The organism is Dokdonia sp. Dokd-P16 (genome assembly GCF_003095655.1).
Taxonomy (GTDB): Bacteria; Bacteroidota; Bacteroidia; order Flavobacteriales; family Flavobacteriaceae; genus Dokdonia.
Window position 1 is genome coordinate 1,993,596 of sequence record NZ_CP029151.1, and the last position, 17,570, is coordinate 2,011,165.

At 38.0% G+C, this 17,570-nt stretch carries 13 protein-coding genes; 6 read left to right on the top strand and 7 right to left on the bottom strand.

The genetic code is table 11. The features are described from left to right. Positions 1-47 precede the first annotated feature (47 nt). Positions 48-2,189 (top strand): peptidylprolyl isomerase, encoded by a 2,142-nt coding sequence (locus DCS32_RS08975; protein WP_108877964.1) that lies wholly within the window; start codon positions 48-50, stop codon positions 2,187-2,189. Positions 2,190-2,303: 114 nt separating this feature from the next. Here DCS32_RS08975 and DCS32_RS08980 read toward each other — a convergent pair whose 3' ends face one another. Next, a complete protein-coding gene (locus DCS32_RS08980; protein ID WP_108877965.1) occupies positions 2,304-3,218 on the bottom strand; it encodes a GYDIA family GHMP kinase in 915 nt (304 codons plus the stop codon). 26 nt (positions 3,219-3,244) lie between these two features. After that, the gene (locus tag DCS32_RS08985; RefSeq protein ID WP_108877966.1) at positions 3,245-4,558 is read right to left on the bottom strand and encodes a hydroxymethylglutaryl-CoA reductase, degradative; all 1,314 of its coding nucleotides are present in this window, start codon (positions 4,556-4,558) and stop codon (positions 3,245-3,247) included. Positions 4,559-4,732: 174 nt separating this feature from the next. Here DCS32_RS08985 and DCS32_RS08990 point away from each other — a divergent pair, with 174 nt between their 5' ends. From DCS32_RS08990 to DCS32_RS09000, 3 genes are all read left to right on the top strand, one after another. Continuing rightward, the gene (locus tag DCS32_RS08990; RefSeq protein WP_108877967.1) at positions 4,733-6,922 is read left to right on the top strand and encodes a S9 family peptidase; all 2,190 of its coding nucleotides are present in this window, start codon (positions 4,733-4,735) and stop codon (positions 6,920-6,922) included. Between the two features lie 40 nt (positions 6,923-6,962). Next, entirely contained in the window at positions 6,963-8,552 is a 1,590-nt protein-coding gene (locus DCS32_RS08995) for a peptide MFS transporter (protein ID WP_108877968.1), read from the top strand. 104 nt (positions 8,553-8,656) lie between these two features. Further along, positions 8,657-9,199, top strand: coding sequence for a thioredoxin family protein (locus DCS32_RS09000; RefSeq protein ID WP_108877969.1), 543 nt, complete (start codon positions 8,657-8,659; stop codon positions 9,197-9,199). A 9-nt stretch (positions 9,200-9,208) separates the two neighbouring features. Here DCS32_RS09000 and DCS32_RS09005 read toward each other — a convergent pair whose 3' ends face one another. The 5 genes from DCS32_RS09005 to surE all read right to left on the bottom strand — a co-directional run bounded on the left by DCS32_RS09005 (position 9,209) and on the right by surE (position 14,157). Further along, entirely contained in the window at positions 9,209-11,233 is a 2,025-nt protein-coding gene (locus tag DCS32_RS09005; protein WP_108877970.1) for a ComEC/Rec2 family competence protein, read from the bottom strand. 58 nt (positions 11,234-11,291) lie between these two features. Continuing rightward, the gene (locus tag DCS32_RS09010) at positions 11,292-11,801 is read right to left on the bottom strand and encodes a C40 family peptidase (protein WP_108877971.1); all 510 of its coding nucleotides are present in this window, start codon (positions 11,799-11,801) and stop codon (positions 11,292-11,294) included. 23 nt (positions 11,802-11,824) lie between these two features. Next, complete coding sequence (gene lpxB / locus DCS32_RS09015) at positions 11,825-12,949, bottom strand: lipid-A-disaccharide synthase (RefSeq protein ID WP_108877972.1); 1,125 nt, start codon at positions 12,947-12,949, stop codon at positions 11,825-11,827. Further along, positions 12,946-13,236: a hypothetical protein gene (locus tag DCS32_RS09020; RefSeq protein WP_108877973.1), complete on the bottom strand. Its 291-nt coding sequence runs from the start codon at positions 13,234-13,236 to the stop codon at positions 12,946-12,948. Before DCS32_RS09020 ends, lpxB begins: the two co-directional genes overlap by 4 nt. 147 nt (positions 13,237-13,383) lie before the next feature. After that, positions 13,384-14,157: a 5'/3'-nucleotidase SurE gene (gene surE / locus DCS32_RS09025; protein WP_035334511.1), complete on the bottom strand. Its 774-nt coding sequence runs from the start codon at positions 14,155-14,157 to the stop codon at positions 13,384-13,386. 147 nt (positions 14,158-14,304) lie between these two features. Here surE and DCS32_RS09030 point away from each other — a divergent pair, with 147 nt between their 5' ends. Together DCS32_RS09030 and DCS32_RS09035 are read left to right on the top strand one after the other, a co-directional pair. Next, the gene (locus DCS32_RS09030) at positions 14,305-16,461 is read left to right on the top strand and encodes a carboxy terminal-processing peptidase (RefSeq protein ID WP_108879268.1); all 2,157 of its coding nucleotides are present in this window, start codon (positions 14,305-14,307) and stop codon (positions 16,459-16,461) included. A gap of 3 nt (positions 16,462-16,464) precedes the next feature. Then, positions 16,465-17,565 (top strand): ABC transporter permease, encoded by a 1,101-nt coding sequence (locus tag DCS32_RS09035; RefSeq protein ID WP_108877974.1) that lies wholly within the window; start codon positions 16,465-16,467, stop codon positions 17,563-17,565. The last annotated feature ends 5 nt before the right edge of the window (positions 17,566-17,570 follow it).

A 17,570-nucleotide genomic window follows, 5' to 3' on the forward strand; every position in this document is an offset into this window, starting at 1 on the left:
GGAGAAAATGGTATTTTCGCCCACTATTATAGCATAAACAACAGACAATGGCAATTTTAAATAAAATACGTAGCAAGAGCATCTTTTTGATAATCATTATCGCACTTGCGCTATTTGCATTCATTTTTTCTTCAATTTTAGATAGTGGAGGTTTTAATGCTGATAAGCAAAACCGCGTAGCATCTATTAATGGAGTAAGTATTGATCGTGAAGCTTTTGCTTCAAAAGTAGAGGAGCAAACACGTAGGTTAGGAGCAAATGCCTCAACTACACGTGCTGTAAATACAGTGTGGGAGCAAGAAATTAATCGTGTTGTTCTTGAAGAGCAGTATGAAGAATTAGGTATTGAAGTAGGTAGAGACCGCACGCAAGAATTATTAAAGCAAGCATTGCAAAACGATACACGTTTTCAAGATGGTGATGGTTTCTTTAGTGAGGGTAAGATGCAAGAATTTATCGCAACTCTTAAAGACAGCCAGAATCCTGGTGATTACCAAAACTGGTTAAATTTTGAAGAAAACTTAAGAAATCAAGAAAAGCAAAGTATATACTACAACCTTATTAAGGCAGGAGTAGGATCTACACTTAAAGATGGTGAGATTGCTTACAGACTTGATAATAATAATGTAGACATACAGTTTGTACAAGTCCCTTATACTTCAGTTCCGGATGAAGAGGCTACAGTAAGTAAAGAAGAAATTCAGAAATATGTAAATGAGCATAAAGAAGAATACAAAACAGACGAAACTCGTAGTATCCGTTTTGTAAAGTTTTCTGAAGAAGCTTCATTAGAAGATGAAAATGCACTTAAAGCTGAGTTGTCAAAACTTAGAAATGAATACACATCTCGTAACGGTGCAACTGGAGTAACGGAAACACTTGCAGGATTTGATAAAACAGATAGAGTAGAAGATTTCTTACTAGACAATTCTGATATTCCTTATGTAAACCGTTGGTTCTTTAAAAATAACTTACCTGCAACTATTGCAGATACACTATTCGCTATTGGTAAAGGTGGCGTATACGGTCCTTATAAGGATAACAATTACATGAACCTTTCTCGTGTAATGGATGTGAGAAAAATGCCAGACTCAGTAAAGTCTCGTCATATTTTAATTGATTTTAAAGGAGCAGTAACAAATACACAGAGAGGACCAGTTCCTTCATCTGCTACTCGTTCTAAAGAAGATGCAAAGAAACTTGCAGATAGTCTACTTTCAGTTATCAAAAGAAACAAAGGGAAGTTTGAAGAGCTAGCAAAAGAATTTTCTTCAGATAAAAATAATAGTGAAAAAGGAGGTGATCTTGATTACCAAAATCCAAATCTTTTTGCTGAAGGTTACAGAGACTTTATCGTAGATAATAAAACTGGATCTGTAGGCGTTGCCGAAACAAACTTTGGTTACCACGTGATTGAGATTACAGATCAAAAGAACCTTCAAGATGTAATTAAGGTTGCAACGGTAGTAAAAGAGATTGCACCATCAGATAAAACAATCTCATCTATCTACAATACAACGCAAAAATTTGAACTAGCTGCACAAGATGGAGATTTCCAAGAAGTAGCAACAGAAAATGGTTATACAGTAAGACCAGTACAACGTATACGTGCAATGGATGAGAATCTTCCTGGTGAAGGTGCTCAACGTTCAATCGTACAGTGGGCTTTTGAAGAAGAAGTTTCTGTAGGAGATATTAAGCGTTTTCCAGTAAACAATGGATATATTGTAGCACAAGTTACTCGTCGCACTCCTAAGGGAACAGAACGTGTAGAAGATGTATCTACTCAGGTAACTCCTATACTTCGTAACATGAAGAAAGCAGCTATCATTAAAGGGAAGCTTTCTGGAGCTACGCTTGCAGAGATGGCACAGTCACAAAGCCAAACTGTAAAAACTGCATCTGCAATATCTATGAATGCACCAACGATTGCTGGAGCAGGTAATGAGCCTAAAGTTGTAGGAGCAGCTTTTGGATTAAAAGAGGGAGAAATTTCTGATCCTATTGAAGGTTCAAGAGGAGTTTATGTGGTTCAAGTAACTAAAATTACGGAAGCACCAGCTCTTGAAAACTACGCATCTTTTGCAACTCAAGAAGCTCAAAAGGCAAGAGTAGCAGTAAGTTCTAAAGTACTTAATGCACTTAAAGAAGCTGCAGAAATTGAAGATAACAGAGCTACTTTTTACTAGTAGTTATATCACATACATATTAAAAAAGGCTCGAACGTTATGTTCGAGCCTTTTTAGTTTATCATGGTGTTAGTTCGCTTTCGCGAAAGCGTAAAACTTATCTGTAAATCGTTCTTAGAAGTTTAGTATCATCTCGCAATAAGGAATGATGGTGTGAAAGCCTTTGTTTTTAAAATATTCCATTTCTTGAGCTTCTCCGGTAACCATTACAAAATCACCTCCCCAACCTCCTAAACTCTTAACAAGGTGTGGATAGTCAGAAAATAGCTCGCTTTTAATAGTAGGAGTTTTGATAATTTTAGAAAGTCTTTCCTCGTGTTCAGCAAGCAGTTTTTCAAAAGCTTGAAGTGTTTTGCTTTCTTTGACTGCTGTGGTGAGTTGAGAAAAATGAGAAACCTCGTTGAGGAGGAAGTTGCTGTCTAAGCTTCTATAGTGCTTAATGCTTTCTCGACTGTTTTGCTTTTTATTGAGGTGTATAAAGAAGATGTTTTCTTTAAAGTCAGGATCAAAAGCTACACTTTTGATGATTGGGTCGCTTTTCGTTCTCTGGTAGGTAATGGCGCTCTGTGCTGTTGAACAGGCAATATCATAGCCACTTCCTCCAAAAGTCATTTCAAGTAGCTTATAAGGGTTAACTTGAGCCCATAAAGCAATGTTTGTAATAAGAGTAGAGGAGGAGCCCAGACCCCAATCTCTTGGGAATTCTAAAGTGCTAGTTGCTATAAGCCCGTCTTGCCCTTGTAAAAACTGTGGATTAAGTTCTTGTGCTGCTTGTAATATGGTAAGTAAGCGCTGCGGGATATCCCCATTAGGAACTGCGCAGTCTTTTATGGGTAATGTAAAATGGGTTTCAAACCATGTGGAACCATCATGTAGCTCGCTTTTCCAACGTAAGCCTTGATCTTGCGTTGTTGTGACTGTAAGTTGCTGACCTCTGGTCGTGGGAAGCGCAAGTGCTTCTGCACCATCAAGAACCAGATATTCTGCGGTTAATAATAACTTACCATGGCTGTAAAAAGATGAGTTCACTTTGTGTATTTGTGTTTGTGGGCTACTTATGAGCGTAGTGCTTCTATAAAAGAAACAACGGCGCTATGTGTAACCGTATTGGTCTTAAAATGAGTGACTGTTTCTTGTTTTTCTGCAGTAGTTGCTTCCATTTGATTAAGGATATTCATGAGGTGCATTTTCATGTGTCCTTCTTGAATTCCCGTTGTAGTGAGTGATTTTAAGGCTGCAAAATTCTGTGCAAGTCCAGCGACAGCTACAATTTGCATAAGCTCTTGTGCAGATGGGTTTTCTAGCAATTCCATAGACCACTTTACCAGCGGATGTAATTTTGTAAGTCCGCCTACGGTTCCTAGTGCGAGTGGTACCTCAATCCAAAATTTAAATATTCCATCATTTACACTAGCATGTGTAAGACTTCTATATTGGCCATCTCTAGCGGCATACGCGTGCACACCAGCCTCTACGGCTCTAAAGTCGTTTCCAGTGGCAAGAATTACGGCATCAATACCATTCATTATTCCTTTGTTGTGAGTCACTGCGCGGTAAGGTTCTTCTTCGGCAATAGCAATTGCTTGGATGAATTTTTTAGCAAATTGCGCACCATCTATATTCTTTTCAGAAAGGTCGTTTACTGGGCAACTTACTTCTGCTCTCACGACACAATCTGGAACATAGTTTGATAAAATAGACATGATAACGGTTAGGTTTGCACCGCTTTCGCGAAAGCGTACTTCTTCCTCAAAACCTGTTTTAAGTGTCGTTGCAAATTGTTCTAGACAACTATTTATAAAATTGGCTCCCATTGCATTTAGCGTTTCAAACGTGCAATGAAGTTGGTAGTAATCTGTTACAGCTGAAGTTTTGTTAACGAGTGTGATGTCTTTAATGCCACCACCACGTTTCTCCATGTTTTTTGTGATTGCAGCGGTATCTGCAATTAACTGTGGCTTGATGGATTCAAAAAATGATGTCAAAAGCGAGGCATCACCATCATAGGTAAAATGTACTTGGCCTACTTTTGTAGTTCCTAGCACGGTAGTTTTAAAACCACCTCTATCTTGCCAGAATTTTGCCGCTTTACTTGCGGCAGCAACTACAGAGCTTTCCTCAATAGCCATGGGGATGGTGTAAATACGATCATTTATAACAAAGTTTGGCGCAACACCTAGTGGTAAGTAGTAGTTAGTGATGGTGTTTTCTATAAACTCATCGTGTAGCTGTTGTAATTTTTTATCATCATTCCAGTAAGATGATAGCACCTCAGTTGCCTGTGTTGGATTTTCAAAATACGTAGACGTGAGCCACGCTATTTTCTCCGTTTTTGAAAGTCTTGAAAATCCTGATATTGCCTTTGTCATTAAGCTGTATTTATAAAAGTGTCAAAGATACTGAGAATGAGGTAAACCTAGCTTTGTGTAAGTAATCTAGTGATTTTATTTCTTAACAATATGGCGCTATTTAACAGCTTTTACGGGGCTTTTTGCGTTATTTTTAGTAAAATTGAGATACATTACTAGAATTAGCAATTATATATGAAAATACAACTCTTTTTGAGTGCCATTTTACTCATGGCAATCCAGAGCGCAACTGCGCAAAAAAAGCAAATCACCCTTGAAGATATATGGAAAGAAGGCACCTTTAGTGCAGAGAGACTCCAGTCTATTCACTCCATGGCAAACGGACAAGAGTATGCTGTTCAAAACTTTGATAGAGCGACACGTACGGGAAGTGTAGATATTTATAGCTATGCGACGGGAGATAAAGTGCGTACAGCAGTAAGCAGTGCAGATATTGAAGGTCTTGATTATTTCATCAGTTATGAATTTAGTGGTGATGAAAAGCAAGTCTTGCTAGCGACCAAGCTACAGTCAATCTTTAGAAGATCTACGCTAGGCGAATTTTATGTTTGGAATACGCTTTCGCGAAAGCTAACAAAGGTTTCAGATGATCTTATCCAAGAGCCTACATTTTCTCCTGATGGGACGATGATTGCTTACGGAAAGGGTAACAACTTATATGTATTTAACATCGCAGAAGGTACAACCCAGCAGCTTACTACAGATGGAAAGAAAAATAGTATTATAAACGGTATTACGGATTGGGTCTATGAAGAAGAATTTGGTTTTGTGCGCGCCTTCGATTGGAGTGCAGATAGCAAGAAGATAGCTTATATACGTTTTGACGAAACAGATGTTCCAGAATTCTCTATGGATATTTATGGCAAAGAATTATACCAGACGCAGTCAGTTTTTAAATACCCTAAAGCTGGTGAGGCAAATGCAAAAGTAACATTACGCCTTCACAACTTAGATAGCGGAAATAGCCGTAAAGTAAAGGATGTTGAGATAAACCTAGGAGATAACGCTGGGTACTATATTCCACGTATTTCTTGGTCAAAAGATCCAAACGTACTTTCTGTACAAACGTTAAATCGTCATCAAGATACATTGAAGTTGTCACTTTTTAACGCAGCGACATACCAAACTACACTAGCTGTTCTTGAAACTGATAAAGCGTATGTAGACGTTACAGATAATCTTACTTTTCTAGAAGACAACAGCTTTATCTGGACAAGCGAAAAAGATGGATGGAATCACGTGTATCACCACAATGCAGATGGAACTCTTAAAAGCCAAGTAACATCAGGCGACTGGGAAGTGACAGGATATTACGGTTATGATGCAAAGACCAAAAGGATATTTTACCAAAGCTCAGAAAATGGTTCAATAAACCGAGGGGTTTACGCGATAGGACTTAACGGTAAAAAGAAACAAGCACTCGCTGTAAAAGAGGGAACAAATGATGCCGATTTTAGTGCAAACTTTAGCAACTTCATCCATACATATTCAAACACAACAACGCCTTATCGTTTTACACTTAATGATGCTAAGGATGGAAAGCAAATACGTGTTATAAAAGACAATAATGATCTCAAAGAGCTTTATGCTACTTATGATATTTCTCCAAAGGAATTTTTTGAGATTGACGTAAACGGAGTTTCTCTTAATGCATATATGATTAAACCTACAAGCTTTGATCCTAATAAAAAGTATCCATTATTTATGACTCAGTACTCTGGGCCTGGATCGCAAAGCGTTGCAAATAAATGGGATACAAGTAATGATTACTGGTTCCAGATGCTTGCTCAGAACGACTATATCGTGGTTTGTGTAGATCCTAGAGGAACAGGATTAAAGGGACGTGATTTTAAGAAAATCACTCAGAAGGAATTAGGGAAGTATGAAGTACAAGATCAAATAGCAGCTGCTAAACAATTAAGTGAACGTCCATATATAGATGAAAATCGCACAGGAATCTGGGGATGGAGTTATGGAGGCTTTATGGCGTCTAATTGTCTTTTTCAAGGAGCAGATACCTTTGAAATGGCGATTGCTGTTGCGCCAGTTACTTCATGGAGATTTTATGATTCTATTTATACAGAGCGTTACATGCAAACTCCGCAAGAAAATGCAAGTGGGTATGATAACAACTCTCCTATGAGCCACGTAGATAAGATGGAAGGTGACTTATTACTTGTGCATGGAGGTGGAGATGATAATGTGCATGTGCAAAACTCTACGCGTCTCGTAGAAGCTTTAGTACAAGCAAATAAGCAATTTGACTACTTCAATTATCCAGATAGAAACCACGGTATCTATGGAGGGAATACGCGTTTTCATTTATATACAATGATGACAGAATTCATAAAAGAAAAACTTTAAGGATAAACAACTTATATTAGCAGTAAATAAATAATACAATATGGAATATAAATTCGGTGGTTCTGAAACCAACCAAAAGACTGTGCTAGGGCATCCTTCAGGTCTTTTTGTTCTCTTTTTTACAGAAATGTGGGAACGTTTTTCTTATTATGGAATGCGTGCATTACTTGTTTTATTTTTAGTATCAGCTATTATTGATGGCGGCTGGGGCTGGGAGCGAGCAGAGGCACTACAGTTATATGCGTTTTATACAGGTCTAGTTTATGTGACTCCAATATTAGGAGGTTTAATAGCTGATAAGATTACAGGATATAGAAAAGCTGTAATCATAGGTGCCTTATTGATGACACTAGGTCACGCATCTATGGCTTTTGAGATTAGTTCAGATATTTTCTTTTATGCAGGTCTTATATTACTCATCATTGGTAACGGTATGTTTAAGCCGAATATTTCTTCGATGGTAGGGCAGTTATATAAGGATCAAGGTAAAGAAAAGGATGCGGGATATACCATATTTTACATGGGTATTAACTCCGGAGCTTTTTTAGGTATTTTACTTTGTGGTTATATAGGTGAGTCTGTTGGATGGCACTATGGTTTTGGACTTGCGGGAATTTTCATGCTTGTAGGAATGCTTCAGTTTTATTTTGCTCAAGGTATCTTTGGTAAAATAGGGTCAGCACCAGCAAAAGCTGGCGAACTTGATGATGTCATAGAGGATGGTGTTGAAAATGCTGCAGATAGTATTGAAGATGTTATTGATGATGCCGAAAAGTCTAAAGTAACTCGTGATCGTTTAATTGTAATTAGTGTTCTTGCATTTTTTACTATTTTCTTTTGGTGGGCATTTGAGCAAGCAGGAGGGTCTATGACCATCTTTGCAGCAGATTATACAGATAGAGTTCTTGAAGGTAGTAGTGGTATGACTTTTAAAATAGTCAACACAATACTTACAGTAGTTCCTATGCTTATTATTACATGGGTATTAGCGATGTTATTTAAGCAAACGTATGGTAAATACGCACTTTCTAATATTATCTTAGGCTTAGGTTTTGTTATTATTTGGGGAATTGTAATCTGGATGTTATCTCGTCAGTTTGCAGATGACGCTCCAGAAGTACCTGCTTCTTGGTTCGGAATATTAAACTCATTCTTTATCATTGCATTTGCTCCTTTATTTTCAAAAATATGGAAGAGCAAATACAACCCTAGCGGACCAGTGAAGTTTGCTATTGGACTTATTCTTTTAGGTCTTGGTTTTGGTATTCTTTCTTTTGGATCTATGGGAATTCCATTAGGTGCAAAAACTGCTTCTGTAAGTATGGTATTTCTAGTACTTGCATATTTATTCCATACACTAGGAGAGTTATGTGTATCACCAGTTGGACTTTCATATGTAAGTAAACTTGCACCAGCAAAACTTGTTGGGCTTATGTTTGGTATCTGGTTTGTTGCAAACTTTATAGCAAACTTTGCAGCGGGTATAACGGGTAGTTATATTGATCCAATAGTTGAGGAGCATGGAATGGCAATCTTCTTTTTGATATTTACCGTAATACCAGCAGCAGCAGGTGTTGTAATGTTATTACTAAATAAAACACTTATTAGAATGATGCATGGTATACGCTAAGCACATATAATAGTATAATTTAAAAACGTTCCCTATTTTGTGGAACGTTTTTTGTCTGTAAGAATTTTAAACTAAAACAGACTATACCTAAAAGAAAGAATTCAATGAGAAAAGTATTATACCTTCTTCTATTTATTGCGACGGGAACTATGAGTGCCCAGAAGATTAACTGGATGACCATGGATGAGGCGCTTGCTGCCCAACAAAAAGAGCCTAAAAAGATTTTTATGGACGTGTACACTGTCTGGTGTGGGCCTTGTAAAATGCTTGATAGAAATACCTTTGCAAATCCTGATGTAGCTGCTTTTATAAATGAAAATTATTATGCGGTAAAATTTAACGCCGAGGGTACAGAAGTGATTAATTACTTAGGTAATACATATACTAATCCTCGTTATGATCCTAAAAGAGCTAAAAGTCGTAACAGTCAGCATGAACTTGCGCAGGCTTTAAAGCTTCAGGGATACCCTAGTATGGTTTTCTTTGATGAAAAGGGTAATTACATCCAACCTATAGTTGGTTATCACTCTCCTAAGCGTCTAGAAATATATGTGAAGATGGTGGGTAATGATGATTATAAAGAGATTACTACTCAAGAGAAGTGGGCTACCTATCAAGAAGAGTTTGAGTACTCATGGCCTAATTAGAAAAAAAATTCACTCAATTATATAAGCTCCCTTTTCATAAGTACTATGAAAAGGGATTTTTTTGTTCAAACAACTAGCTTTCCATCGAGTGATGTAGCTTTTGTAGTTTGATGCATCTGCAATGATTTGAGCTTCTGGAAACCTCTCTGTCAGTCTGTTTATGTTAATCTTAGGAGATTGCGTCAGTAATATATAATCTGGATTTGCATTTCCTAGTTGGTAAGCCCCAAGACTATCTATGACGAGTATTTCTTTTCGCTTAAAGCGAAAATAGTTCTGCATGCTTTCTACGGCTACTTCGTCTATGCGTAAGCCATCCTTGTAGTTGCTAACTCTGCTATCTTGTATTATGGAATGCAATGAATCTGCACTAAATATTTGGAGGGTAGTATTGTTGAAAAAGCCTAACATACTAGATTTGCTCTTATTGAAAATAGTGAGATGCGTAGCAGGAGGATTGTTCCTTTCGTAAATAATAATAGATGTCAAAAGTGCCATTGATATAGATGCCGCTACAAGCCTGAGGTTGTTGTATTTTTTGAGTAAAGAAATACTAAAAACAATGCAGAGATATAGGCCTATAAGTAATGCAAAACTTATCGTGATGTGATTTGTGATAAAGGCCTCTTTACTAGCTACCCAAAAAATAAATCCATTCATTAGGTCTATGATAAATCCATAGGCAGCTACAATGTAATCAGGTAATATGCCTATTATAGCTAATAAAGCAACTAGAATGCCACCACCTAAAATGATTCCTAGAAATGGAATGATGATTACATTAGAGAGAAAAAATAATCCAGGAAACTGGTGAAAGTAAAATAAACTTAAAGGTAGCACGCCTAACTGGGCAGCAACAGAAACCGTAGCAATACCCCAGAGAAGCCTGTCTATATAATACCGCGGAGTATAAAAAGTAGATAGCCATGGTTGAATCCATAAAATACCAATAACAGCAAGATAACTAAGCTGGAACCCTACTTGATAAATAAGAAGCGGATTATAGAGTAACAGTACTACTGCAGATACCATGACTGCATCTGTTGATTTTCTTTTTCCGCCTAGCTGTTGTCCTATTTCGAGAAAGCTAAACATAGTAGCGGCTCTCAATACTGAGGGAGATAATCCAGTAGTGAAAGCAAAGCCCCAAATCAGTATGATAATTATTATAGAGCGTAGCCATCGTAGCTTGTAGTCTGCTATTGGTTTGGTAATAAAGCGTAGCAATAATAGTATAATGCCTACATGCAGGCCGGAGACGGCAAGTATATGCATCATTCCAGCAGATGCATAATGAGTACTCATTTGCTTATCTATACCATTTTTCTGCCCAAGAACGAGTGCGTCTATAACTGCAAGTTGGTCGCTAGTAAATGAATGAGAATGAATTGCTTTTAGTACGCTTTCGCGAAAGCGTGATGACCATACCCTCAATCCGCTAGAGGCGAGTTGTGATATGAGGAGCTCGTTTTTATTAATTGACAGCTGCCCGTGTATTTGTTTTCTTTTTAAATAGCTTCCGTAATCAAATTGATATGGGTTTTTGGGTTTGGGGACAGGTAAGAGTAAAGATCTTGTGTAGTACCATGCTCCTACCCGAAGACGATGCGATATGCTATCTCTGTTAATATTAAGAATTATTTTGCCAGAAGTAATTTCTTTGTTTATCGTCTTTAATGTAACAACATATTTGTCTTGATACATTGTGGATTTTAGTACTTCATCTATCGAGAATAAAAAGGTACTTGGGTTGCTAGTGTTTGTGTGGGTAAAATGCGTCTCGTTGTTTAGCGCGTTTGCTCTTTCTGAGGTCAAGTAGCCTAAGGTTGTAAATGCAATGGTAATGCCTACGGTAAACGCTATAGCGTTGAGAGGTCTTTTAAAAGCACGTCTGTGCAGTACAAAAAGAAATGATGCAGCGAGCAGGAGGATAATAGCTATCCAGAACAAGGAGACTTGGTAGACGTCATAACAAATTATCCCAGCAATGAGGGCGAGAAGTATTACTAAAATGGGCGTGTTAATCCTCTTCAATATATTACTAATTAACCTTTAAAAAGGTGTAACTGTCAGTAATATAGCAAATTATAATTTACAAGACGCGTCTGGCCATGATATATGCGTCATTCCAGTAACGCTCATTGAGGTTAGAAGTAAGAACGCCTTTTGAGGTTGTGGCGTGTATAAAGTAAATGTCATCGCCCGTAACTTTAGTGACGAGTCCCACATGATTTATGCGTTTGCTGCTTTTGTTCGTTCTAAAAAATAACAAATCACCCTTAAAAATGTCTTTGTCTTTTATAGGTTGACCTCTTTCTGCCATCTGTCTGGAGATACGAGGTAGAACTATGTTTTCTTTCTGAAAAGCAATATAAATTAATCCAGAGCAGTCCATTCCTTTGCTTGTAGTCCCGCCAAATTTATATCGAGTACCTGCAAATGATTGTGCTTGGTTAATAATGCGGTCCGTCTTTGATGCGCTTATATTTTTAACCCTAGCAGTAGTTCGAGTTCTTGTTTTTGTTCTAGATGTTGTTGTTTTTGAACTTCCGCAAGAGGTGAGTAAGAAGAGTAAAGAAAGCACTATGAATAATTGTTTCATAAAGTAGATGGGCTCGTAGGTTGTTAATTGCTTAGCTGTGCTTTGGTAGTAGCTACAATGAGAGATGCGGTTTTACTGCTCGCCCCTGCACCGCCTAATTTTTTCTCTAGTGCAAAGTAATCTTCAAATAGGATTGCACGATAATCATCATTAGTAATCTTATCGAGCTCCTTTTTTAATTGTGCAGTATTGAGATCTCCTTGAATTAATTCTTTTACCACCTCACGGTCCATAATTAGGTTTACTAGGGAGATATATTTGGTTTTGATAATACGTTTTGCAATACTGTATGAGACGGCATTTGCTTTGTAACAAACTACCTGTGGTACTTTAAAAATTGCTGCTTCCAGCGTTGCAGTGCCAGAGGTGATTAGCGCAGCATTTGCAAAACTTAAGATGTCGTAGGTTTTATTCATCACCAGTTTTACTGGATAATCCTTTAGGAAAGGTTGGTAAAAAGACACTTCTTGACTTGGCGCTCCAGCGATTACAAACTGATAGTCTGGATAATCATTTACTACGCTTAACATCACATCTAGCATAGCGCTTATTTCTTGCTTTCTACTTCCTGGGAGTAGGGCAATCATAGGTCGTTCATCAAGCTTGTGTTCTTTTGCAAAAGCAACTGGATCTGCTTGCTTACGACCTGCAACGGCATCTAGAAGTGGGTGACCTACAAAATGTACTTTGTAATCATGCTTGTCATAAAAGTCCTTTACAAAAGGTAATATCACATACATGTGATCTACATATGATTTAATCTTTTTGACACGACTCGCACGTGATGCCCATACCTGCGGACTGATATAATAGTGCGTCGTTACGCCTAATGGTTTTGCCCACTCTGCAATGCGTAAGTTAAAACCTGAATTATCTATAAGAATAAGCGCATCTGGTTCAAAACGGGCAATATCTCTCTTACAATCTTTAATAAGACCTGTGATCTTACGCAAGTTTGTGACAACCTCCATAAAGCCCATAAAAGCACGCTCTTTATAATGTGTCACAAGAGTGCCACCTACTTCCTGCATAAGATCACCACCCCAAAAGCGTATATCTGCCTCTGGATCTTCTTTATACAATGATTTCATAAGGTTTGCACCATGTAAATCACCACTGGCCTCGCCTGCAAGAATGTAATATTTCATTGGGTAAACATTAATATCATAGTTACAAATGCAATAGTAATCGTAGCAAGAAGAACGCCTCTCGCTCTCGCATCTTGTCCTTGTCTAAGCATTAAAAAGAATGCGAGCAGATTAAGAACGGCACCTATTGCCATAATTTTGCCCAGACGACCTTCGGAAACTGCTGTTTCAAGAACATTTGTGATAGTTCGGTTTTGAGTGCTGCCTATGTATAGAGAAAAAAGTAGTACACCTATTGCGTTTGCAATGAGTCCTACTATGATTCCTATAATGATGTCTTTTTTCATATGCTATGTTTCGGCTTTCGCCAAAATTTGAAATCTCTACAAATATGCTTATTGTTTTAAAATTTTCGCGAAAGCGGAATTATTCACATTAAGCTATAGAAAGATATTGATGTGTGTCAAAGTTACGATTGCTTTGTAAACTTTAGACTAGTCTTCCCACTCATTTAATTCTTGTAAAAAATGGTGAGCCGTGAGGTCAAATTGTACAGGGACAACAGACACGTATCCTTGAGACAGCGCCCACTCATCTGTGTCTTCTCCTTTATCTTGATTTACAAACTCGCCAGTGAGCCAGTAGTAATCTCTGCCCATAGGGTTAGTGCGCTTGTCAAAATCTTCTACCCATTGTGCTTTTGCTTGACGGCATACTTTAGTACCTTTAATTTCAGCTGCTGGTAGTTTTGGAATATTTACATTTAAAACAATTCCCTTAGGAAGTCCGTTTTTTAATACTTGGCGAGTAATGCGCTCCACATATTTTTTTGCTGGTTCAAAATCGGCATCGTGACTGTAATCTAGTAGTGAGAAACCTATTGCTGGGATTCCTTCTACACCAGCTTCTACAGCTGCGCTCATCGTACCACTGTAAATTACATTGATACTAGAGTTGCTGCCGTGATTTATTCCACTCACACAGATGTCTGGTCTGCGAGGTACAATCTGCTGGTTTGCAAGTTTCACACAATCTGCTGGAGTTCCAGAGCATGTATATTCTTTATGTGTCGCCGCAGGATCGAGTTTTACAGGGTCACAGTACAGTGTGTCGTTTATGGTAATGGCGTGTCCCATACCACTCTGCGGGCTATCTGGTGCAACAACAATGACATCACCTATCGTGAGCATTACATCGATAAGGTTGCGTATTCCGGGAGCGGTAATACCGTCATCGTTGGTAACAAGTATTAATGGTTTATTGTTCATAAGAGGAGTTGTAAACTAAGCACGAAAATACGTAAATTGTACTTCAATTCGAGCGACAGTCGGGTTTAACAAAAGATTACGAAGGTTAATCTTATCGTGGCACAATTTTTAATGTACATTGCTAGTTACATGCAAATAAAAGATTTTATGAAAAGGAATTTAAAATTAATCGCAGTAGTACTCCTCTTCTCGGTAGCGAGTTGCAGTTTTACTACAAAGTCATTTGATGATCCAGATAAGGATAAGACATTACTTGATCTTATTTCTTACTTACTTGAGAGAGGTCATTATGATGCAAAAGATATTAATGACGAATTCTCTGCAGCGGTGTTTGATGATTACATAGATGCATTAGATCCATATCGCCGTTTCTTTTACAAGAAAGATATTGAGGAATTTGAGAAATATAAGGATCAGATAGATGATGCTATTAGAGATAAGGATTTGACATTCTTTGATCTTACTTACACACGTCTTATGGAGCGTACGAAGGAAGCAAACGAGATTCAAGCAGACTTGCTAGAAAAGCCATTTGACTTTACAGAGGATGAAATCTTAGATACAGATTATGAAAAGCAACCATTTGCAAAAAATAAGAAAGAGCTTAAAAATCGCTGGAGACAGCAATTAAAACTCAATGCATTGAGTTCTTATTTTGATAAAAAGGAGGAGCAAGAAAAAACACCAGAAGAAGGCGAAGAGGTTGTAAATACAGATGAACCTAAGGAAATTCTTAGTGACAAGCAGCTCGAAGAGAAAGCTAGAAATGAAGTAAAGGATAATACAAAGGAGTTTTTTGAATTTACAGATGAACTCGAGCGTCAAGATTACTTTGCTATTTTCTTGAATGCGGTAGTGGAGGAATTTGATCCTCACACATATTACTTTGCTCCAGTAGCAAAAGATCGTTTTGATACTCAGATGAGTGGCCAGTTCCAAGGAATAGGTGCGAGACTTCAAAAGAAAAACGGAGAGATTAAAATTACAGATGTTATTTCTGGAGGTCCAGCATGGAGAGGTGATGAGCTGCGTGAAGGAGATGTTATCATGAGAGTGCGTCAAGAAGACGAGAAAGATGCCATTAGCATTGTTGGGATGCGTTTACAAGATGCCATAGAATACATCAAAGGCCCTAAAGGAACTAAGGTGATTCTTACCGTAAAAACGAAGCTAGACGGAAGTACTCAAAATATTACTATAGAAAGAGACATTGTTGAGCTCGAAGAAACTTATGCCAAATCTGCCGAGGTTGAAAAAGATGGTAAAAAATATGGAATTGTAAATCTTCCTAAGTTTTACTTTACGATGGATGATTATAAAGAGAAGAACGCTGCAAGTGATGTAAAGAAAGAAATAGAGCGTCTTAAAGAAGAAGGAATGGAAGGTCTAGTTATTGATCTTAGAAATAATGGAGGAGGATCTTTAAAAACAGTAGTAGACATTGCTGGATTATTCATTAAAAATGGTCCTATTGTGCAAGTAGCATCTAGCGGTGATGAGCCGGAAGTTCTTGAAGATGCAGATCCTTCTATCTTATGGGATGGGCCACTTGTGATTCTTGTAAATGAAATATCTGCTTCGGCAAGTGAGATTCTCGCAGCAGCAATGCAAGATTATAAACGTGCCATCATCATAGGTGGTAAACAAACATACGGTAAGGGAACTGTGCAGAACGTTGCAGACCTTAATCAGTACTTACGTAAAAACCCTTATGGTGATCTTGGAGCGCTTAAGTTAACTACGCAGAAATTCTACCGTGTAAATGGTGGATCTACTCAGCTAGAAGGGGTGAAGAGTGATGTAGTGGTTCCGGATCGTTTTAAGTATATCGACATAGGAGAACGCGATCAAGAAAATCCGCTTCCTTGGGATAAAATTAAAGCTGCAAGTTATGATGTTTGGGATGGTTATGTAGATTTTGATGAAACTATCGAAAATAGTGTGCAACGTATGTCTAAGAGCGAGCATTTACAACTAGTTGATGATTATGCTAAGTGGATTAAAGATCGTAGAGATGATCAACAATGGTCACTTAATTATGAAAAGTATAAAGAGCGTATCGCGCAAAGTGAGGAGTTTGCAAAGAAATTTGATGCGATAGATGATTATGATACGAAGTTGTCATACAAGTCACTCCCTTATGAGCAGAAACTTTTTGAAAGTGATACTATTTTAAAGGAAAAGCGTGATCGCTGGCACAAGAGTCTTACAAAAGATGCTTACGTAGAAGAGGCGTTAAATGTGCTTAAGGATCTTAAAATAAATAACATAAGAAAAGATAAACTTGCTGCGATAAAAGATTAATTCATGTCGCAAAGAGCAAATTCTTTAACAGGCTTAGCGCTCCAAAAATTCAAAAAGAATTTTTGGGGCGTTTTGAGTTTGCTATATATTGTGTTGTGTGGTCTTGCAGCATTGTTTGCCTATGTGATCGCCCCAGATAGTAGTGAGAACGCAAATCAAATGCACCTCTCTATTCACTCTCAAGGACCAGGGTTTACGGTAGATATACTCACCATACCCGCTCAGGTTGATGCGAGTCAAAGTTTCTTTTCAAAATGGTTTTCAGGCAGTAAGAATGCGAGTACAGAAATTCCCGTCATTTCGTATACTATTTCAGAAAGTAGTATCACTTACACCCAGTATGTAGGCGATGGAGTAGAGGGAATGCCTAAAACACTGGAAATAGATGGTGTGGAGGATTATAACGCTTTCGCGAAAGCGAATATCTCCTCACGTACATTTTTGTTAGGAACAGATAAGTATGGTCGGGACTTACTAAGTCGTATGCTTATAGGTGCGCGCATTTCTTTTTCTATAGGATTTGTTGCTGTATTTATTTCGCTTCTCATAGGTTTACTTATGGGGTCGCTTGCGGGGTATTTTGGTGGGAAGATTGACGCTGCAATCATGTGGGTAATTAACGTGACATGGTCTATTCCTACATTATTACTTGTAATTGCTATTACCCTAGCATTGGGAAAAGGATACTGGCAGGTGTTTATTGCAGTTGGGTTAACCATGTGGGTTGAGGTAGCTCGTGTAGTGCGAGGTCAAGTGATGGGAGTAAAGCAAATGCAATATGTTACCGCAGCGAGAGCGCTAGGTTATACAGATGGGCGAATTATTATCAAACATATATTGCCTAATGTGATTGCGCCGCTTATCGTGATCTCTGCAGCAAATTTTGCTGGAGCCATCTTAATAGAAAGCGGTTTGAGCTTTCTAGGGATAGGTGCTCAGCCGCCTACGCCTAGCTGGGGAGCAATGATTAAAGATCATTACAGTTATATCATCTTAGGGAAACCTTATCTTGCGCTCATTCCCGGTATAGCAATCATGTTACTCGTAATGGCTTTTATGCTCGTGGGAAATGCGCTAAGAGATGCGCTGGATGTGAAAAGTTAATTTAT